This is a genomic window from Aminobacter sp. P4_D5 (assembly GCF_056401815.1).
Map to the genome: position 1 here is coordinate 1 of NZ_JBFUIP010000112.1, position 18487 is coordinate 18487.

The 18487-nt window shown below is 63.0% G+C and carries 20 protein-coding genes and 1 riboswitch; of the genes, 9 read left to right on the plus strand and 11 right to left on the minus strand.

Going from position 1 to position 18487, the window contains the following annotated elements; genetic code table 11:
- A partial coding sequence (locus AC1DWF_RS21190; protein WP_476842027.1) for a homoserine O-acetyltransferase/O-succinyltransferase family protein occupies positions 1-376 on the minus strand: 376 nt, incomplete at its 3' end.
- A gap of 51 nt (positions 377-427) precedes the next feature.
- Positions 428-505: riboswitch (SAM riboswitch) on the minus strand.
- Positions 506-656: 151 nt separating this feature from the next.
- Between AC1DWF_RS21190 and hisC the strand changes: the two genes are divergently transcribed.
- The gene (hisC, locus tag AC1DWF_RS21195; protein WP_476782097.1) at positions 657-1769 is read left to right on the plus strand and encodes a histidinol-phosphate transaminase; all 1113 of its coding nucleotides are present in this window, start codon (positions 657-659) and stop codon (positions 1767-1769) included.
- Positions 1770-1772: 3 nt separating this feature from the next.
- Positions 1773-2708, plus strand: coding sequence for a prephenate/arogenate dehydrogenase family protein (locus tag AC1DWF_RS21200; RefSeq protein WP_476782098.1), 936 nt, complete (start codon positions 1773-1775; stop codon positions 2706-2708).
- 97 nt (positions 2709-2805) lie between these two features.
- On the opposite strand, the gene AC1DWF_RS21205 is transcribed toward AC1DWF_RS21200, so the two are convergent.
- Entirely contained in the window at positions 2806-3804 is a 999-nt protein-coding gene (locus AC1DWF_RS21205) for a DUF2125 domain-containing protein (RefSeq protein ID WP_476788393.1), read from the minus strand.
- Between the two features lie 153 nt (positions 3805-3957).
- On the opposite strand from AC1DWF_RS21205, the gene AC1DWF_RS21210 reads away from it, so the two are divergent.
- Together AC1DWF_RS21210 and AC1DWF_RS21215 are read left to right on the plus strand one after the other, a co-directional pair.
- Complete coding sequence (locus tag AC1DWF_RS21210) at positions 3958-4476, plus strand: gamma-glutamylcyclotransferase (protein WP_476788392.1); 519 nt, start codon at positions 3958-3960, stop codon at positions 4474-4476.
- A gap of 77 nt (positions 4477-4553) precedes the next feature.
- Complete coding sequence (locus AC1DWF_RS21215) at positions 4554-5609, plus strand: bifunctional transcriptional activator/DNA repair enzyme AdaA (protein WP_476842028.1); 1056 nt, start codon at positions 4554-4556, stop codon at positions 5607-5609.
- Positions 5610-5612: 3 nt separating this feature from the next.
- On the opposite strand, the gene AC1DWF_RS21220 is transcribed toward AC1DWF_RS21215, so the two are convergent.
- The 4 genes from AC1DWF_RS21220 to ftsE all read right to left on the minus strand — a co-directional run bounded on the left by AC1DWF_RS21220 (position 5613) and on the right by ftsE (position 8969).
- Entirely contained in the window at positions 5613-6401 is a 789-nt protein-coding gene (locus tag AC1DWF_RS21220) for a lysophospholipid acyltransferase family protein (protein ID WP_476782102.1), read from the minus strand.
- Positions 6402-6506: 105 nt separating this feature from the next.
- On the minus strand, positions 6507-7139 hold the full coding sequence (locus AC1DWF_RS21225) for a YdcF family protein (RefSeq protein WP_476788390.1): 633 nt from the start codon (positions 7137-7139) through the stop codon (positions 6507-6509).
- A 164-nt stretch (positions 7140-7303) separates the two neighbouring features.
- Positions 7304-8317 (minus strand): cell division protein FtsX, encoded by a 1014-nt coding sequence (locus AC1DWF_RS21230; RefSeq protein WP_476788389.1) that lies wholly within the window; start codon positions 8315-8317, stop codon positions 7304-7306.
- Complete coding sequence (gene ftsE / locus AC1DWF_RS21235) at positions 8310-8969, minus strand: cell division ATP-binding protein FtsE (RefSeq protein ID WP_476782113.1); 660 nt, start codon at positions 8967-8969, stop codon at positions 8310-8312. Before ftsE ends, AC1DWF_RS21230 begins: the two co-directional genes overlap by 8 nt.
- A gap of 238 nt (positions 8970-9207) precedes the next feature.
- Between ftsE and AC1DWF_RS21240 the strand changes: the two genes are divergently transcribed.
- The 3 genes from AC1DWF_RS21240 to AC1DWF_RS21250 all read left to right on the plus strand — a co-directional run bounded on the left by AC1DWF_RS21240 (position 9208) and on the right by AC1DWF_RS21250 (position 10823).
- Positions 9208-9804 carry a hypothetical protein gene (locus tag AC1DWF_RS21240; RefSeq protein ID WP_476782105.1) on the plus strand — a complete coding sequence of 199 codons (597 nt, stop codon included), beginning with the start codon at positions 9208-9210 and terminating at the stop codon, positions 9802-9804.
- A 9-nt stretch (positions 9805-9813) separates the two neighbouring features.
- Positions 9814-10356, plus strand: coding sequence for a hypoxanthine phosphoribosyltransferase (hpt, locus tag AC1DWF_RS21245; protein WP_476782106.1), 543 nt, complete (start codon positions 9814-9816; stop codon positions 10354-10356).
- A 68-nt stretch (positions 10357-10424) separates the two neighbouring features.
- Entirely contained in the window at positions 10425-10823 is a 399-nt protein-coding gene (locus AC1DWF_RS21250; RefSeq protein WP_476782107.1) for a response regulator, read from the plus strand.
- Here AC1DWF_RS21250 and AC1DWF_RS21255 read toward each other — a convergent pair.
- Positions 10793-11734: a DMT family transporter gene (locus AC1DWF_RS21255; protein ID WP_476782108.1), complete on the minus strand. Its 942-nt coding sequence runs from the start codon at positions 11732-11734 to the stop codon at positions 10793-10795. The genes AC1DWF_RS21250 and AC1DWF_RS21255 overlap by 31 nt on opposite strands.
- A gap of 71 nt (positions 11735-11805) precedes the next feature.
- On the opposite strand from AC1DWF_RS21255, the gene AC1DWF_RS21260 reads away from it, so the two are divergent.
- Both AC1DWF_RS21260 and AC1DWF_RS21265 read left to right on the plus strand, forming a co-directional pair.
- Positions 11806-12123: a hypothetical protein gene (locus tag AC1DWF_RS21260; protein WP_476782109.1), complete on the plus strand. Its 318-nt coding sequence runs from the start codon at positions 11806-11808 to the stop codon at positions 12121-12123.
- Positions 12124-12219: 96 nt separating this feature from the next.
- Complete coding sequence (locus AC1DWF_RS21265) at positions 12220-12849, plus strand: glutathione S-transferase family protein (RefSeq protein WP_476788387.1); 630 nt, start codon at positions 12220-12222, stop codon at positions 12847-12849.
- A 31-nt stretch (positions 12850-12880) separates the two neighbouring features.
- On the opposite strand, the gene AC1DWF_RS21270 is transcribed toward AC1DWF_RS21265, so the two are convergent.
- The 4 genes from AC1DWF_RS21270 to argH form a co-directional block, all read right to left on the minus strand.
- Entirely contained in the window at positions 12881-15481 is a 2601-nt protein-coding gene (locus AC1DWF_RS21270) for a TIGR02302 family protein (RefSeq protein ID WP_476785224.1), read from the minus strand.
- A 157-nt stretch (positions 15482-15638) separates the two neighbouring features.
- A complete protein-coding gene (lysA, locus tag AC1DWF_RS21275) occupies positions 15639-16907 on the minus strand; it encodes a diaminopimelate decarboxylase (RefSeq protein WP_476785225.1) in 1269 nt (422 codons plus the stop codon).
- Between the two features lie 31 nt (positions 16908-16938).
- Positions 16939-17145, minus strand: coding sequence for a hypothetical protein (locus AC1DWF_RS21280; protein WP_476842029.1), 207 nt, complete (start codon positions 17143-17145; stop codon positions 16939-16941).
- A gap of 71 nt (positions 17146-17216) precedes the next feature.
- Positions 17217-18487: argininosuccinate lyase (gene argH / locus AC1DWF_RS21285; RefSeq protein ID WP_476842030.1), on the minus strand; the 1271-nt coding region annotated here is incomplete at its 5' end.

Genomic DNA, 18487 nt, shown 5'->3' on the forward strand with positions numbered 1-18487 from the left:
GCTTGAGTTCGTCCCAGTAGGTCACTTCCTCGAAGGGCAGCAACTCCACCGGCGCACCGGTGATGATGAAGCCGTCGAACTTGCGGTCCTTCACCTCTTCCCAGGTCTGGTAGAAGGCGATGAGATGGTCTTCGGACGTGTTCTTGGCCTTGTGGGTGCCGATGCGTACCAGGGTCAGCTCCACCTGCAGCGGGCTTGCACCGATCAGGCGGGCGATCTGCGTCTCCGTCCGCACCTTGTTGGGCATGAGGTTAAGCAGGCCGATCTGTAGCGGGCGGATGTCCTGGCGGAGCGCTGTCTGCTCGTCCATGACGGAGACGCCCTCTTTCACCAGCACTTCTCGGGCAGGGAGCTGATCCGGGATCTTGATTGGCACTGTGCGAACTCCAAAAAAACAAAAACCGGCATTGCTGTCGCAAAGCCGGTTTACGGATCGCAAACGGCCCTTTAGCGACTTGTTTAACGTGGCTGCAAGCCGACCGGCCAAATCACCACGGATCCATGATTGCTATTACGCCCGGTCGCCGATTGCGTCAACTGCGACCCAAATGGGGCGCCAGAGCCGCCGCAATAGCCGGTTTTCCTCGACATTATGTGCCTCGGGCGGTATTCCCGCTGCGACCTCCGCCCGGAGGCGCCAATCCAGGATTTTCGACATGAGCAAGGCACCTGAACAGATTCGCCCCGAACCCCGCGCGGGCATCATGGAAATCGCAGCCTATGTGCCCGGCAAGAGCACTGCGGGCGCAGGTGTCACCAAGGTCCATAAGCTCTCGTCGAACGAAAATCCGCTTGGTGCGTCGCCCCATGCGACCGAGGCCGTCCAGAAGTTGGCGCACAAGATGGCGTATTATCCCGACGGGTCGTCGTCACGCCTGAGGCAGGCGATCGCGGCGACCCATGGGCTCAATCCGGCCAACATCCTGTGTTCCAACGGCTCGGACGAGCTGATCGGCCTGCTTGCGCAGAGCTATCTCTCGCCGGGCGACGAGGCCGTGTACACAGAGCACGGCTTCATGGTCTACAAGATCTACACGCAGGCCGCTGGCGCGACCCCGGTCGTTGCCAAGGAGACTGGCGAGAAGGCTGACGTCGACAAGATCATCGCTGCGGTAACGCCCAAGACCAAGATCGTTTTCCTGGCCAATCCGAACAATCCTACCGGCACTTACCTGCCGTTCGAGGAAGTGCGCCGCCTGCACGCGGCCCTGCCCAGGAATGTGCTGCTGGTGCTCGACGGGGCCTATGCCGAATATGTCCGCCGCAACGACTACGAGTCCGGCGTCGAACTGGTCGCGGGCAACGAGAACGTCGTCATGACCCGCACTTTCTCCAAGATCCACGGTCTGGGTGGCATGCGCATCGGCTGGATCTATGCGCCGTCACACGTCATCGACGTGCTGGAGCGCATGCGCGGGCCGTTCAACGTCAATGCGGCGGCAATCGAGGCCGGCGTCGCGGCCATGGAAGACCGTAGCCACGTCGAGCGCACCGTGGCGCACAACGCCCAGTGGGCGGAATGGCTGGTCGCCGAATTCGAAAAGCTTGGCCTTCGCGTCACGCCGAGCGTCGGCAACTTCCTGCTCGTCCACTTCCCCGACGATGCCAGGCACGGCGCCGATTTGGCCGACGAGTATCTCAGCGCGCGTGGCTATATCCTGCGCAGGGTCGCCGGCTACGGCTTCCCCAATGCGCTGCGCATGACCATCGGCACCGAAGAGGCCAATCGCGGCGTGATCGCCGCACTCACCGAATTTCTGAAAAGTTGAACCATGTCCGATCCCCTTTTTGAAAAGATCGCCCTCATCGGCATCGGCCTGATCGGCTCCTCGCTTGCCCGGGTCATCCGGCGCGAGGGCCTGGCCCGCCACATCGCCATTTCCACGCGCAGCGCGCAAACGCTTGCGCGTGCCGAAGAACTCGGCCTCGGCGACAGCTATTCGACCGATGCCAAGGTTGCGGTCAAGGACGCCGACCTCATCATCGTTTCGGTGCCGGTTGGCTCGTCCGGCGCGGTTGCCAGCGACATCGCTCCCGCGCTCAAGCCGGGCGCCATCCTCACCGATGTCGGCTCGACCAAGGCCTCGGTCATCGCGCAGATGCAGCCCTACATTCCGGAAGGTGTCCATTTCATCCCCGGCCACCCGCTTGCCGGTACTGAAAAGTCGGGCCCCGACGCCGGTTTCGCCGACCTGTTCGAAAACCGCTGGTGCATCTTCACGCCGCTGCCGGACACCGATCCGGTGGCACTGGAAAAGCTGTCGGAATTCTGGCGCCGCTGCGGCTCCAACATCGACACGATGGACCCCGAGCATCACGACATGACGCTCGCGATCGTCTCGCACCTGCCGCATATCATCGCCTACAATATCGTTGGCACCGCCGACGATCTCGAAGCGGTGACCAAGTCGGAAGTGATCAAATATTCAGCCTCCGGCTTCCGCGATTTCACGCGATTGGCTGCTTCCGATCCGACGATGTGGCGCGATGTGTGCCTGCATAACAAGGACGCGATCCTCGAAATGCTGGCGCGCTTCTCCGAAGATCTCGCCTCGCTGCAGCGGGCGATCCGCTGGGGCGACGGCGACAAGCTGTTCGAGATGTTCACCCGCACCCGCGCCATCCGCCGCTCGATCATCGAGGCTGGCCAGGAAGTCGATGTGCCGAACTTTGGCCGCGAGGCGATCGAGCATCCGGTGAAGAACTAGGGCAGTAGGGCAGTAGGGCAGGTATAACCCTTCCGCCCGCTGCCTCGCGGCACAAGTTCTTACTGCCTTATTCCCCCAATGCCCTACTGCCCCACTCTCATTGCACTGCCGGTATCATGCCTAGCGGAATGAAGCCGAGCGTGGCTCGGCCCTTGACGATGCGCAGCGGCAGGGCCGGCGCGTCTCCAAGCAAGGCAAGCCCGGAAAACACCGATCCTATCTGCTGACGCTGCTCGGGGATGACATCCGACAGGATGCGCGACAGGTCGCGCGGGTTCTGGATGATCACCTTCAGGTCGGCGTCGACCAGCCCGTCAGCATTGATCGACCATGGCCCGCTGAGTGCCACACCCGCACTGCCGCCTGATGTCAGCGTCATCGAACGGATCATGCCTGATTGACCGCGCAAGACAGGCTGCGCGCTCGTCACAAGGGCAACGCCATTGTTGAGTGTCGTGTCGGCGCTGCCGTCGAGCTTGGGCAGTATGCGGCCATCGATCGCCTGAGGGTCGACCAAGAGCCCGGTGAAGGTTCCTGCAAGGTCGAGGTTGGTGCCGTTCGGACGCAGGTGCGTCTGGGTTTCCTCGGCGGTGAACAGCGGTGTCGGTGGGCCGTCGCTGAAGGCGGCTTGGCCGGTCAGCTTGCGCGTTTCCACCGAAATCCGCTCCGGCAAGGGATTGGCGAGGCGGGCGCTGGCGTGCAGGAGATCCCAGTTGAACTGAAGCTGGGGCAGGTCAGGCGCGGTGACGCGCAGCGGCCCGTCTAGCTCGATCACTGTGCGCATCGGCTGGTAGATCTGGGCTGCGGTGCGCAGGCTGCCGGCGCTGGCGGAAATCCTGCGGGCGGAATCCTCATAGTCCAGCCTGTCGCAGAACAGTCCGATGCGGAACGGAAAGCCCCTGATCGTAGGGCTCGCGCATTCGATTGACACGCCGTCGCGGCTCAAGCCTGCGATCGCCTCGCGGACCTCGTTTTCGGCCTTTCCGGCAAACCAGAACCAGCCGGCGCTGTAGCCGCCGAACAAAAGCACGATGAAAAGTCCGAGCCACAGGAAGCGGCGGCTGTAGTTCGGTTTTGGTTCTTGGCTTGACGTCATGCTCGGGCTCTCGCTAGTGCATGACCCCGAAAATCGGACTGACTTTCGGAAAGGATCATGCACAGATTCAAAGTGTTACAGCGTCCTTTGCGCGTCCGAGGACGCGCGGCGCTGTAAGCGGGAAACCCGCGAAACACCAACAGGCTTGGCGATATGGGCGATTTTTGGGTTTTTGGCTATGGCTCGCTGATGTGGCGGCCAGGTTTTGCGCATGTCGAGACGCGCCGCGCCCGGCTGATGGGCTTTCGCCGCTCGCTGTGCATCCGCTCCTTTGTGCATCGCGGCACCGAGCAACGGCCGGGCCTGGTGCTCGGCCTCGACCGTGGCGGCTCCTGCGTCGGGCTCGCCTTCCGCGTGCCTGGCGACCTGCGCGACGAGGTGCTCGCCTATCTGCGCGAGCGCGAACTTGTCACCAGCGTCTATCTCGAGCGCTCGCTGGCGATCCAACTCGATCAGGGCGAGAAGGTTGAGGCGGTCTGTTACATCGCCGACCGCAACCACCGCCAATATGCCGGCAAGCTCGACGCGGCGCACGCCGCCGGGATCGTCATTGGCGCGGTCGGCCAGTCCGGCCGCAACGAGGACTATGTCGCAAGCACAGTAGAGCATCTGCGTGCGCTCGGCATTCGCGACCACTGGCTGGAAGAGGTGGCGCGGCTGGTTGGCAAATGACGGCGCGCTGTCAGCAGCAAAAAATACATGCACGATTTTCGGCGGCGACGAGGGCGGACTCGCGCTAAGGATTCGCCATGCTTTTCCAACGTCCATCCGACGATGTGCTCTACGACGCCCTTCTCGCGCGCGACGCGGGTTACGACGGCTTTGCCTATGTCGGCGTGAAAACGACAGGCATCTTCTGCCGGCTTACCTGCGCCGCACGAAAGCCCAAGCGCGAGAACGTGCAGTTCTTCGACACCACAGCCGAATGCCTGCATGGCGGCTTTCGCCCTTGTCAGCGCTGCCGGCCGATGATGGGTACCGGAGAACCCGAACCGCTTGTCGCAACACTCATCGATGCGCTTGAGCGCGAGCCGGAGCGGCGATGGCTGGAAACCGACGTCATCGCCATGGGCTTCGATGCCTCGACGGTGCGGCGCGCTTTCAAGCGCCGATTCGGCATGAGCTTCCTCGAAATGGCGCGGCTGCGGCGCCTCGGCCATGCTGCCGAACGACTGACCTCCGGCGATAGMGTCATCGACACGCAGATCGACGCCGGCTTCGATTCAGGCAGCGGTTTTCGCGCCGCTATCACCCGGATGCTCGGCGAAGCACCGGCCAAGCTGCGCGGCAAGACCATGCTTAAGGCGGACTGGGTCGAAACGCCGATCGGCCCGATGATTGCGATTGCCGATGCGCATGCGCTGCACATCCTCGAATTTCTGGAACGCAAGGCGTTGCCTGCCGAAGTGGCCAAGCTGCAGGCCGCCACGGGTTCGGCCATCGTCTTTGGCCGGGCAGCGCCCATCGACCAGATCTCGGCCGAACTCGTCGCCTATTTCGCGGGAAAATCCTCGAGCTTCGCGACCCGGCTTGCGCCACAGGGCTCGGCCTTCGAGCGCCAGGTATGGGATGGGCTGCGGCAGATCCCTGTTGGCACAACGGCGACCTATTCAGGTCTCGCGGCAGATATCGGCAATCCGCCTGCGGTGCGCGCGGTCGGCCGCGCCAATGGCGCCAACCCGATCGCCATCGTCATTCCCTGCCATAGGGTTGTCGGTGTCAGCGGCGACCTGACTGGCTATGGCGGTGGCCTCTGGCGCAAGCGCTGGCTGCTCGAACACGAGCGGCGGATGGTGGCAGGCTAACTGTTAGCCGGCCTTTACGCCCAGTTCTCCCAGCCGCTTTGCTGCCGCCGGCGGCATCGGCGGGGGATTTTCCGACGTTGCAGCCTCGATCAGGAACGCATCACAGGCGGCCTCTGTCTCGGCGATCAGACGCCTCATGAACTCGTCCTTGTCCAGGCCAGCCGGGATAGGCGGCAGGAAGCGTGCCTTGATCGTGCCGGGGAAGCGCAGGAACTTGCGGCGCGGCCAGTACAGGCCGGCGACATGGGCGACCGGAACAACCGGCAGGTCGAGTGCCGAATAGAGCTCGGCGATACCCCATTTGTAGGCCGGCTCGGCTCCTGGCGCGCGGCGGGTGCCTTCGGGATAGATGATCAACTGGCGGTCGTTCTGCATTTCCTTGCGGGTCGCAACGACGACAGCCTTCAGTGCCACCGAGCGTTTGCCGCGATTGACCGGGATCATCTTCATCTTGGCGATGTACCAGCCGAAGAACGGGATCCACATCAATTCGCGCTTGAGGATGTAGAGCGGGTCGCGCAGATAGGGAAAGAAGGCGATGGCATCCCAGAACGACTGGTGCTTGGGCGCCAGGATGAACGAGCCCTCGGGCAGGTTCTCCATGCCGGTTACTTCACTCTTCGTGCCGGCGATCTTTTCCTGCAGCCACAGGCTGGTGCGGGCCCAGAATTTCGGCACGAACCAGGCGCGATGGCGCGGCGACAGGAAGTAATAGGGCGTCCACAGAATCATCTGGGCGACCAGGCTGACATAAAAGACGAAGTTGAATGCCAGCGAGCGGATATAGAGCATTGTGAGGAGCGCCTGAGGACGGATTTTGCCGTTGGTTACACCAAGCCGTCCGAAAAGGAAAACGGCGCCTAGCAGCTGCTGGCATCTTTGGGACGGGGGTGGTCCCTATTCGGACGCCTCGGCCTGCACCACGACCACGCCGTCCGCTGATGGCTTGACCGGCACGATGCCGCGGGCCAGCGCCAGAAGGTACTTGTTGTATTCGGTGAACAGCACGCGCAGGGCTTCGGGCTTGGTCAGCCAGCTCCCGTCGTCGAGCTTGGAGTTGACGACCGGATAGGGCTCCAGACTGGCATGGCGCAGCAGCCGCCCCATCTCCAGCAGGCTGCGCGGCATGTGATAATTGTTGGTCACCAAAATGACGCGCTCATAGTCATGGCCTTCGACCCATTTGGCGCTTTCCTCGGCATTGCCGATGGTGTCGAGCGCGGCGCGGTCGATGTCGACGCAGCAATTGAACAGCGCCTTGTCGCCACGGTTGGCGAGCTGCAACTGGCGTCGGGTTGCCGAAGGGTGGACGCCGCTGATCAGCAGGCGCTGGCCCTTGCCGGCCTTGAGCAGGCCAAGGGCAGCGTCGATCCGCGATTGCCCACCGGTCAGAACGATGATGGCGTCGGCCTTGGCGGGATCGGTGGGTGTGGTCAAGCCGCTGACGTGAGTCGCAAAGAGGGCGAAGCCCCCCGTGAAGATAAAGGCGGCTGCGACGAGGATAAACAGTATGCGGCGCAAAAAAACCATTCTCCGGCGCGGCTTGAGCCTGGCCGGGTAGAATTTCGTTCCTGAAACCGTCCCCGATGCGGCGAGCCCGTTCTGTCCCATCACGAAACCATGGTTAAGCCGGGAATGCGGCTTTTGCAGAGCCTAATTATACACATTAGGTGACGATAAGACATCATCCGTGATTACAACCCGTCCGGTTGATGTGTGTCGATGTCGCCGAGGTAGCTGACAACGGTGAAATGCGAGGTTGCGGCGGTCAGAGCCCCGATCACYGCGACGATCACGGCAACGCCGAGATAGCCGTTGGCACCGATGGCGAAGTTGCCGAACAAAGCGGTTGCCTGGTCGGCTTCCGGCGTCGCCAGGTTGCGCGACGACCACCAGGAAAAGATGATGAAGACGATTACCGCCGCAATGCCGCCGGCGGCCGCGCCCTTCATGCCGGTCAAAAGGAAGTGGCGGCGGAACTCGCGGGCGATGAAGCCGGCCTCGGCGCCGACGAAATGCAGCACCTCGATGATGTGGCCGTTGCCGGCCATGGCGCCACGCGTCGCAAACACCACCGACAAAACGGTCGCGGCCAGCATCAGCACCAACACGCCTGTGCCGATGGTCACGGTGGTGCGTGCCATCGCCACCAGCCGGTCGACCCAGGTGCGGTGGTCGTCAAGCGTTGCGGTCGGCACTTTGGGGGTAATCGCCTGGCGCATCGCGGCAAAATCGGGCGGGTTGTTTTCGTCGATGGTCACGATCACCAGACGCGGCACCGGCAATTCGTCGATGTTGAGGCCCGAGCCGAGCCAGGGCTCGAGCAGGCGGGCGGTGGCCGCGCGGTCGACGATCTTGGTGGCGCTGACACCTGCGAATTCGCCAGCGATACGAGCTGCTGTCTCCAGTGCCGCCTCCATGTCGAGCCCCTCGGCGGGCTTGATCTGGATCGTTGCCTCACGCGAAATCTGGTTTTCCCACACCGAAGCCGTGTCGCGCACCAGCGTGACCGCGCCCAAGGTCAGGCATGACAGGAAGGTCATGATGGCGATGACAAGCACCAGCGCGCGGCCGGCGACGTTTTGCGACGGCACGATGGGGGCTGCCTTGCGCTGCGCCCGGGGTGGTGACTGCTGCAGCGGCGCATCTTCGAATTCGTCTTCGAACTCTTCGTCGTGAGCGCGGCCGTCGGCGGGAGCCTCAATCATAGATATCGAGCCTTCCTCCGGCGAGAATCATGCGCCGGGCGTCGACCTGGTCCATCAGCCCGAGGTCGTGGGTGGCGATGACCACGGCGGTGCCGAGCCGGTTGAGCTCGATGAACAGGCGCAGCAGGCGTCGCGCCAGCGGCGGATCGACGTTGCCGGTCGGCTCGTCGGCCAAAAGGATCTCGGGTTGTTCGATCAGCGCGCGGGCGATCGCGGCGCGCTGCTTTTCGCCGCCTGACAAGACAGGCGGCAGTACGTGCATGCGCTCGCCCAGGCCAACCCATTTCAGCAGTTCGGTGACGTCGGTGCGGTAGCTCGCTTCCTCGCGGCCACGCACGCGCAGCGGCAGCGACACGTTCTCGTAGGTGGTCATGTGGTCGAGCAGGCGGAAATCCTGGAACACCACGCCGATGCGGCGTCGCATCAAAGGCAGCTCGGCGCGGGTAATGCGCGAGCGGTCCTTGCCAAAAACGCTGATCAGCCCACGCGTCGGCTTGAGCGACAGGAACAGCAGACGCAGCAAGGTGGTCTTGCCCGCGCCGGAAGGTCCGCTCAGGAACTGGAACGAACGCTCGGGAATGTGGAAGGAGATATCACGCAGGATCTCCGGTCCCATTCCGTATCTGAGGCCGACATTCTCGAAGCGGATCACGTGCTGCAGACCTTGAACTTGCGAATCCACGGAGATTCATCGGGACCCTGGCTGCCCGTTTCTACGAAACGACCATGGGTCCGCATGGTTAACGGACGGTTAAGTTTCCGTCCGGGCTGGGGCTCGAAGGCCCCTCGGTGGCAAAGCATTAACCATTTCCGTTTACCCCCTCTCAGCAAAATGTCGAAGGGGTCTGATGGCTGAGGAGCGGAAAGCACGCCCGGTTTCCGGCGAAATCATGACCGCGGAAGGCCGCGACACATTCGCCCAGCCGTCGCGCGTCGATCCAGCCGACATTGTCGATGCCGATTTCGAGGTCGTGACACCGTCGCATCCCCGCAACGAATCATCTGCCGACCAGCCCGTTTTTGCCAACCAGGCGGCGCGTGTGGGCGGGATGGAGATGCTGCGGTCCGCTCACATGCCTCCTGATGCGAGCCCTAGGCAGAGCGGGCCGGTCTTCTGGATCGCCGGTATCTCCTTGGCGGCAATGGCATTCTGGGTCTCGGGAGGGCATGCCGTCGTGCGTGCGGCAGCGTTTCCGATTGCCTGGCAATCGCCGTCACTGCGCATCGGCGAGGTCGATTCTCGCATCGACAACTCTGGCCGCAGGCCGGTGCTGCTTGTCGATGGCGTAGCGATCAACGACGGCAAAAGCCCTGCATCCTTGCCTCCGATCGACATCGCAGTGGCCGGAAATGACGGCAAGATCCTGCGTTACAGGCTGGGGACAGGGGCCATTGCTGTGGCTCCCGGCGCAAGATGGGCCTTTTCGAGCCGGCTCGACGTGCCTATGAACGGGATAAAGACCGTCACGGTCGCTTTCTCGGAATAGGATGCTGTCATGCCAGTTGTGCGCGACAAGGAAATCGAAGTGCTGTTCTCCGCCTCGGCGATCGCACGGCGCAATCTCGAACTCGCCAAGGACATCGCGGCGCACGACTACACCGACCTTCTGGTCATCTCTGTGCTCAAGGGCTCGTTCATCTTCGCCGCCGACCTGATCCGCGCGATGCACGATGTCGGCCTGTCACCGGAAGTGGAGTTCATTTTCATCTCCAGCTACGGCGCCGGCACGACCAGCGGCGAAGTCCGCGTGCTGCGCGATATCGACAACGAGGTCGCCGGCCGCGACGTGCTGTTGATCGACGACATTCTCGAATCGGGCAAGACGCTGAAATTCACCCGCGAGCTGATGATGTCGCGCGGCGCCAAGAGCTGCTCGATCGCTGTGCTGCTCGACAAGCGCATGCGCCGCAAGACCGATCTTGATGCCGACTATGTCGGTTTTGATTGCCCGGACTATTTCGTCGTCGGCTACGGCATGGACGTGGCGCACGCCTTCCGCGAGCTGCCTTTTGTCGGCGTGGTCAAAGGCGAAGACTGACCCAGCGACAGGCATAAACTTTCCCGGCCTTCAGAAATCGTCAACCAGTCGCGGCAAATATCGCCGTCATGGCAAAACTTCTGATCGTTGAGGACGACGAGTCCGTCCGCACTCTCGCAGCCCGCGCGCTCGAACGCGCTGGCCACAATGTCGATGTCGCCTGCGACGGCGCGCAGGGGCTCGATTGCATCCATGCCGAACTCGGCATCTACGATCTTGTGGTCTCCGACATCCGTATGCCGGAGATGGACGGCATCGAGATGGCGCAGCTGGCTGCCCGTTCTTATCCCGGCCTGCCGATCCTTTTGATGACCGGCTATGCCGACCAGCGCGAGCGCGCCGATGAACTCGACGCCATCATCATCGATGTCGTGCAAAAGCCCTTTACGCTTGCTGATATTCGCGACCGCGTTTCGCTGGCACTTGCGCGGACGAATCAGTCGGTAGCGCTCGCCGGCGCTGCCTGAGGCGCACGTCCGCCGGCGTTCAGTGCGAAGATGCCGGCGCCGACGATCAAAAGCGCCCCGATCACCGTGCCGCTGCCGGGAATCTCGGCGAAGAACAAGAAGCCCCACAGCGGTGCCCACAACAGGCCTGTATATTCGAACGTCGCCGCCTTGTTGGCTGGCGTGAGCCTGTAGGCCTGTCCGAGCAGCACCATGCCTATCGCGGCAATCACCCCGCAGGCGCCCATCATCAGGAAGTCGCGCAGGCTCGGCCAGAGCCATGGTCGCATCAGGAAATCGAGACTTGGGTGGCCGGTCTTGTGGAAGCCGGTGGCCGAGAAGATCGCGGTGATCACCAGCGCGCCGATGAGATAGGCGGCGTTCTGGTAGAAGGCCATGGTGGTAGCGCTTTCGGTGACGCCGATCTTGCGCGCCATTAATTGCGAAAATCCGTAGAGAAACGCCGAGATCAGCGACAGCAGTGCCGCCCATTCGAAAACGCCCGAGCCCGGATTGACCATGACGATGACGCCGAGCAGGCCGACAGCACCCGCGGCAAGGCTCTGCCACGGCACCCGTTCGCCGAGATAGGGGCCGGCCATTGTCATGATCAGCAAAGGTGCGAGGAAAAATAGTGCTGCCGCGTCGGCGATCGGCAGTGCTGGTATCGCCAAATAATAGGCGCAGTAGGAAATGAACAGGATCGATGAGCGCGTGGCGAGGAAACGCCAGTTGGGCGAGGCGAGTGCCGCCAGGCCGACATCGCGATGCACCATCAAAAGCAGGATGGGCAGTGCCACCACGGCGCGAATCAGCAGCGCTTCGCTCACTGGATAGGTGCCGGCAACAGCCTTGATCAGCGCGTCCTGGATCGAAAACACCAGCACGCCCAGGCAGAGGCACAGGATGCCGAGAAGCGTTCTATTCTGCATGAGGTCGGCGTGGCCTATCGTATGAGGTCGTCTTGTTTGTTCTATCTTGTGGCGGGCAGGGGCGAGAGCGCTTGTCGCAGCCTCCTGTTGGGCCAGCCAAAAAAATACCCGCCGTGAAAGTCGCGGCGGGTGAAAGTGAGGACGGTACTTACCAGTCCGTAGCCGCATCTGACGGCCACCTTCCAATGGGTAACCAGACTATTCATCGGCTTTTGAAACGATGCAAGCGAATTGAAATCATGACAGTCTTACAATTGCCGCGGATGATCGAGGCGTCCGGTGTTGGCCAGATCTGTACAACAGGCGCGGTGTTCCAATTCCGCGCCAAAAGCCAAGCCGTCGACATCATGGCCGATGCGATCGGCGATGTTTTCCATCAGCGCCACTGATCGCTGGCCCAATCGAATATCTTGCCATTGCTCCTGACAAAGGGCTGTCAGGAAGGCCGTGCTAGGAACGAAAGGTCAAAAGAGGAGAGAAAAACGATGATCACCTTCTACCACGCTCCCTGGTCGCGTTCGTCGACGATCCTGTGGCTCCTGGAGGAACTCGGCGTGCCCTACCAGATCGAGAAGGTGAACATTCGCGCGCCGGGCGGTGTGCCGGAGGACTATCGTTCGATCCAGCCCAACAAGAAAGTGCCGGCGATCATCCATGACGGCGTGGTGGTCACCGAGCGCGCTGCCATCTGCAACTATCTCAGCGATGCCTTCCCGGAGGCCGGCCTCGCGCCTGCCATCGGCGACAAGATGCGAGGACCGTATCTCACCTGGCTCGCTTATGCCGATGGGGTGTTCGATCCGGTCCTGGCCGCCAAGGCGCATGGTCACGAATTCATGGGTGGCGGCTATTCCTACGGGTCGTTTGCGGAAATGGTCGCCAATCTCGAACGCACATTGTCGTCACGGCCCTACATCGCCGGCGACCGTTTTACGGCGGCCGACACGCAGATCGGCGGCGGTATCAACTACGGGATCCGCGTGATGAAAGTCCTGCCTGAAAAGCCGGTATTTCTGGAGTATTTCGACAGGCTTTCCGCAAGGCCCGCCTTCCAGCGCTCCAGCCAGAAGGACTTCGAACTGGCGCGTGAGGCCGGCATGGCCGGAGCGGTGTGAAGGCAAGGAATGGGGGCACTGCCCGCTGCCGCTACTTCAGCTCCAGCAGCCGCTCTAGATAGCTGCGCTCCAGCTCGGGGCTGAGCGCGTTGCCGAGGCGCTTGCGGATCGCCTCGAGGATCTGGCGGGCGCGCTGCACGTCGATCTCGTCGGGCACCTTCACTGATTCGCCGGTGTCAGGACCGGAGGTCGCGCTCGGCCGGCCAAGCGGATCGCGGCCAGCATTCCTTTGGCGGCCGCCTTCGCCGGTGGTGCCCTGGTCGCCCTGCATGGCCTGCAACTGCTGCATCATGTCCTGGGCGCCCTGGCGTAGCGCCTCCAGTGCTCGGCCCTGATGGCCGACAGCGCGGTCGCCTTCACCCTTGCCGAGCGCACCCTCGGCCTGCTTCATCGATTGGCCGGCCTCGCCAAAACCCTGTCCTGGCTTGATGCCCAGCCCCTCAAGGCCCTTCATCAGCGCTTCGAGGTCCTTTTCCAGCTGACCCTGGCCCTCCTGCAGTTGCTTTAGCGCGTCAGCGAATTCCTGCGGGGTCATCGGCTTGCCCTGCTGGCCCTGGCCTTGCTGGTCTTGCCCCTGCTGCCCCGAGGGGTCCTGCTGGCCGGGGTCGCGATTGTCGCCGAACGGATCGGACTGCTGGTCGCCGGGCTGCTGCCCACGCTGCATCTGATCCATGCGGAAGGTCTCGTTCATCGTCTCCTGCTGGCGCCGCATGAGTTCGCCAAGCTTGTCCATCTGCTGGCGCATCTCGGAATTCTGCTGGCCCTGCTGGCCATTCTGCTGCCGGCCGGCCTGCAGATTGTTCATCATGTCCTGAAGCTGGGACAGCAACTCCTTGGCCTGGTCGCGGTTGCCCGACTTGGCCAGGTTCTCGATCTGGTCGAGCATCCGCTGCAGGTCGCTCTGGCGCAGTTCCTGGCTTTGCTGCGATTGCGCCGACTTCTGGTTCTGCTGGGCGCGTTGGGCGAATTCGCGCAGGAAGGAGTCCATGGCCGAGCGCAATTCGGCCATCAGCTTGTCGATCTCTTCGTCGCTGGCGCCGCGCTCAAGCGCGTCCTGCAAGGCCTGCTGGGCCTGGCGCAGGCGCTTTTCCGCCGCCGACAGATTGCCGTCCTCGATGCCGAGCGCGACCTGCCAGAGATAGCTGACCACCTCGCGCAGCTGGTCGTCGGATCCGGCCATCTTGAGCCGGGTTCGGGCGCTCATCAGGGCGAGATAATGCGAAAGATTGTCGATCGTGTCTTCCGGGCGCAACGTGATCGCGTCCATCAGATCGAGCACGCGCGGCTTGGCGTTGGCATCGAGCGCCAGCAGCCGACGCTGTTCGATCACCGCCCGCGCAAGCGGGTTGGTGAAGGGCTTTTCAGGCAGGATGAACGTCTTGGTCTCGCTTTCGGCTTCCTGGCCGGCATCGTCGACTGCCTGCAGCGTGAGCTTCACCGGCGCACCGGCCCAGACATGCTCGGTCAGGTCACGCGTCGCCTTGACCGGCTTCTTGGCCGCGCCGCGACGGGGCAGGGCCAGCGGCATTTCGGGCGCGCCATAAAGCGGGCGGGCGGTCGGCGACTGTGCTTCATCAAGGGCGAACTGGGCCTTGGCCGATGCCGCGCCATAGTCGTCTTCGATGTTGTAGGTCAGTTCCAGCGTGCCGTTGACGGCGCGCTTGGGCTCGCCGGCGAAGCTGATCGTCGGCGGGTTGTCTGGAATGACGGTAAAGCCCCAGCTGTCGAGCTCGTCGCCGCCAGATTTGAGTGTCACCTTGCCTTCGGCCACCAGCTTGTCGGTAAACTGGCTGACGGTGGCGACCGGGCCGGTGGCAACGGGCTTGGCTGGATCGGCGTTCTGGCCCATCGGGGCGATGTCGCGCAAGGCTCCACTTGCATCGGTGAATGCAAGTGTTTCATCGCCGGAGCCGCCGGTCACGCGTAGTGACAACTCGCTGCCCTGGGGCACGTTGATGACCGGCATCTCATCGCTGGCACCGGTGGTGAGGAAGATCGGCGCCTTGCCGGTATATGCCGGTGGCGTCACCCAGGCGTCGATGCGCGGGGCAACGGCGTCACGTGCCGCATGCACCCTGAACGCGTCGCCGAGACGGCCCCCCATCGGGCCAAATGAAAAGGCAAAGGCGCAGACAAACAGCAGTGCCGCTGCCGCTCGCAGTGCCCAGGGGTCGCGTTCAGGCACGCGGGTCTTGGGCAGGTCGCCGCCGAGCGTGCTGAGCCGCTCGGCCATGCGCTTTTGGTGTTCGCGCCACAGCGCGTCGGCAAAATGGTCAGGCTTGCCCGAGGGCCGGTCGCTCTGGACCTGTACCGGCGTGTGGAGCAGGTCGTTGGCGCGTTCGACGCGGCTGTCGATCTCGGTCCATGACGGCAGGCTAAAGAAGCGAAGCGGATAAAGCGACGCCAGCCCGGCGAACGCGAAGGCAACAGTCAGCGCCAGCCGCGCCATGTCGGGCATCAGTCGGAACAGGCCGAGCCATGACAAGGAGACAAACAGGCTTGCGACAACGATCAGCGGCAGCACCAGCGGCCAGCCGCGCTCGACGATCATGGCCGCGCCGATGGCAAGACGTGTCCTGCCCAGGGAGGCGTTGATGTCGCGATGCAGCTCTGATCTGGTCCGTTCCGTCATCGGCCCTTCCGCTTGGGTGGCGCGGGATGCGGCCCACTTGCCTATGGCAGAATACCATCAATCACGGCGAAGGCGAGGCGGCCAACGCAATCGTGAAGCGCAGTAACAGTGCTGTACATCCTGGTGGATGCGCAAGGAACGCCGGATCTGCGTGTTGTCAGGCCAGCCAGTCCGGCACGGAGTCGAGCCCGATCAGTTCCTCATAGGTCTGGCGCTTGCGCACGACATGGAAGCGGTCGCCGTCGACAAGCACTTCAGGCACCAGCAAACGGGTGTTGTAGGTGCCAGCCTGCACCGCGCCATAGGCACCGGCAGTGCTGACGGCGATCAGGTCGCCCGACTTGAGCTTGGGCAGGTCGCGGTCGAGGCCGAGATAATCGCCGGTCTCGCAGACCGGACCGACGATATCGACCATCATGCGCGGCGCATTGGCGGGCGGCTGCACCACCGGGCGGATGTCGTGGAAGGCATCGTAGAGCGTCGGGCGGATCAGGTCGTTCATCGCCGCATCGACGATCAGGAAGTTCTTGGCGTCGCCTTCCTTGACGAAGATCACTTCGGATACCAGCACGCCGGCATTGCCGACGATCAGCCGGCCCGGCTCGAACATCACCTTGAGGCCGAGCTTGCCGACGTGCTTGTGCACGATCGCGGCATAGGCGTCAGGCAAAGGCGGTGGCGAATTGTCGGTCTTGTAGGGTATGCCGAGGCCGCCGCCGAGATCGACATGTTCGATGGCGTGGCCATCGGCCTTGAGCGTAGCGACCAGCTCTACCAACAGCGCAAAGGCGTCGTCGAACGGCTGCAATTCGGTGATCTGGCTGCCGATATGCATGTCGATGCCGGCAACCTTGAGGCCGGGCAGGGCGGCTGCGCGGGCATAGACTTCGCGCGCGCGCTGGCGGGGAATGCCGAACTTGTTTTCAGCGAGACCGGTCGAGATCTTCTTGTGTGTCTTGGCGTCGACATCGGGATTGATGCGCAGCGACACCGGGGCCGTCTTGCCGTTGGCGACAGCCCGGGCCGAAAGCAGCTCAAGCTCGGGTTCGGATTCGACATTGAAGCACAGGATGCCGGCCTGCAACGCGAAATCCATTTCGCGCGCCGTCTTGCCGACGCCTGAAAACAGGATCTTCTTGGCCGGAATGCCGGCGGCAAGCGCACGCCGCATCTCGCCTTCCGACACCACGTCAGCACCGGCGCCAAGCCTGGCCAACGTCTTCAGCACCGCCTGGTTGGAATTCGCCTTCATGGCGTAGCAGACCAGCGCGTCGAGATCGGCGAAGGCCTTGGAAAAGACGTTGAAATGGCGCGTCAGGGTCGCTGTCGAATAGCAGTAGAACGGTGTGCCTACCGCTTGCGCAATGTCGGTCAGCGCCACATCTTCGGCGTGCAGGACGCCGTCACGATAGTCGAAATGGTTCACGGCAACAGGCTTTCGAAGATTAGCGGGCCGCTCAGAGCAGCGGGTCGAGGATGAAAGGCTTGTCCACGACCGGTTTCTGCGGCGCGGGGCCGACAGGCTGGCCGGCTTTTTGCGCATCCTTCTGGGCCTGCACGGCGGCCYCATAAGGCGTGTCGAGACCGGCCTTGCGCCCACAGGCCGAAACCAGGCCGACCGCAGCGATTAGCCCGAGCGTCATCACAATCTTGCCAGCGGTCATCGATCCATCCGTCCGAGAAATTTTCCCCGCCGCTTGTAGCGGAGATTTTTGGTCATTGCACCCCGGCTTGATCAAGCTTTCGCGAGACGTTTTTTCCAATAGCGGATCTGTTTCTTCACCTCGGCGGGAGCCGTGCCGCCAAAGGATGTGCGGCTCTTCACCGAGTTCTGCACCGACAGAACCGAAAAGATGTCGGCGGTGATGCCGGGATGGATCGATTGCAGGTCTTCAAGAGCGAGCTTTTCCAGTCCGAGCTTCTTCTGTTCGGCCAAGGCCACGGCGCGGCCGGTGACATGGTGCGCCTCGCGGAAGGGCAGTCCGAGGGTGCGGACCAGCCAGTCGGCGAGGTCGGTCGCGGTCGAATAACCCGAACCGGCGGCCTTCTTCATCGCCTGGTCATTGATCGTCATGTCGGTGACCATGCCCGACATCGCCGCCAGCATCAGGTCGAGCGTTTCGGCGGCGTCGAACACCGCTTCCTTGTCTTCCTGCATGTCCTTGGAATAGGTCAGCGGCAGGCCTTTCATGACGGTCAACAGGCCGATCAGATGGCCGTTGACGCGGCCGGTCTTGGCGCGCACCAGCTCGGCGGCGTCGGGGTTCTTCTTCTGCGGCATGATCGACGAGCCGGTCGAATAGCCGTCCGACAGGCGCACGAAGCCGAATTGCGGCGTCGACCAGATGACGATCTCTTCGGCCAGCCGCGACAAATGCGTGGCGCAGATGGCGGCGATCGACAGGAATTCGAGCGCGTAGTCGCGGTCCGACACGGAGTCGAGCGAGTTGCGGGTCGGCTCGCGGAAGCCGAGTGCTGTTGCTGTCTTGTGCCTGTCGATGGGGAAGCCGGTGCCGGCGAGGGCGGCCGCACCCAGCGGGCTCTCGTCCATGCGCTCGATGGCGTCGCGGACGCGGGAAAGGTCGCGGGCAAACATCTCGACATAAGCCATGCAGTGATGGCCAAAGGTCACCGGCTGCGCCGTTTGCAGATGGGTGAAGCCGGGCATGACGGTTGCCGCATGCTGCTCGGCGCGTTCCAGGAAGGCAGCGATCAGCCCCTTCAGCGCTTCGGCGACGCGGTGGAATTCGTCCTTGACCCAGAGCCGGAAGTCGACCGCCACCTGGTCGTTGCGCGAGCGTGCCGTGTGAAGGCGTCCCGCTGCCGGGCCGATCAGTTCGGCCAGGCGCGACTCGATGTTCATGTGGATGTCTTCGAGCCGGGTCGAGAAGGCAAACTTGCCATCTTCGATTTCTCGCAGGATCGTGTTCAGCCCGTGAGCGATTTTCTGTTGATCCTCAGACGAAATAATGCCCGTTTCCGCCAGCATTTCAGAGTGGGCAACGG

Coding starts and splice junctions, on each gene's coding strand:
- hisC (WP_476782097.1), top strand. CDS start 657: ATGAGCAAGGCACCTGAACAGATTCGCCCCGAACCCCGCGCGGGCATC.
- AC1DWF_RS21200 (WP_476782098.1), top strand. CDS start 1,773: ATGTCCGATCCCCTTTTTGAAAAGATCGCCCTCATCGGCATCGGCCTG.
- AC1DWF_RS21205 (WP_476788393.1), bottom strand. CDS start 3,804: ATGACGTCAAGCCAAGAACCAAAACCGAACTACAGCCGCCGCTTCCTG.
- AC1DWF_RS21210 (WP_476788392.1), top strand. CDS start 3,958: ATGGGCGATTTTTGGGTTTTTGGCTATGGCTCGCTGATGTGGCGGCCA.
- AC1DWF_RS21220 (WP_476782102.1), bottom strand. CDS start 6,401: ATGCTCTATATCCGCTCGCTGGCATTCAACTTCGTCTTTTATGTCAGC.
- AC1DWF_RS21225 (WP_476788390.1), bottom strand. CDS start 7,139: ATGGTTTTTTTGCGCCGCATACTGTTTATCCTCGTCGCAGCCGCCTTT.
- AC1DWF_RS21240 (WP_476782105.1), top strand. CDS start 9,208: ATGACCGCGGAAGGCCGCGACACATTCGCCCAGCCGTCGCGCGTCGAT.
- hpt (WP_476782106.1), top strand. CDS start 9,814: ATGCCAGTTGTGCGCGACAAGGAAATCGAAGTGCTGTTCTCCGCCTCG.
- AC1DWF_RS21250 (WP_476782107.1), top strand. CDS start 10,425: ATGGCAAAACTTCTGATCGTTGAGGACGACGAGTCCGTCCGCACTCTC.
- AC1DWF_RS21255 (WP_476782108.1), bottom strand. CDS start 11,734: ATGCAGAATAGAACGCTTCTCGGCATCCTGTGCCTCTGCCTGGGCGTG.
- AC1DWF_RS21265 (WP_476788387.1), top strand. CDS start 12,220: ATGATCACCTTCTACCACGCTCCCTGGTCGCGTTCGTCGACGATCCTG.
- AC1DWF_RS21270 (WP_476785224.1), bottom strand. CDS start 15,481: ATGACGGAACGGACCAGATCAGAGCTGCATCGCGACATCAACGCCTCC.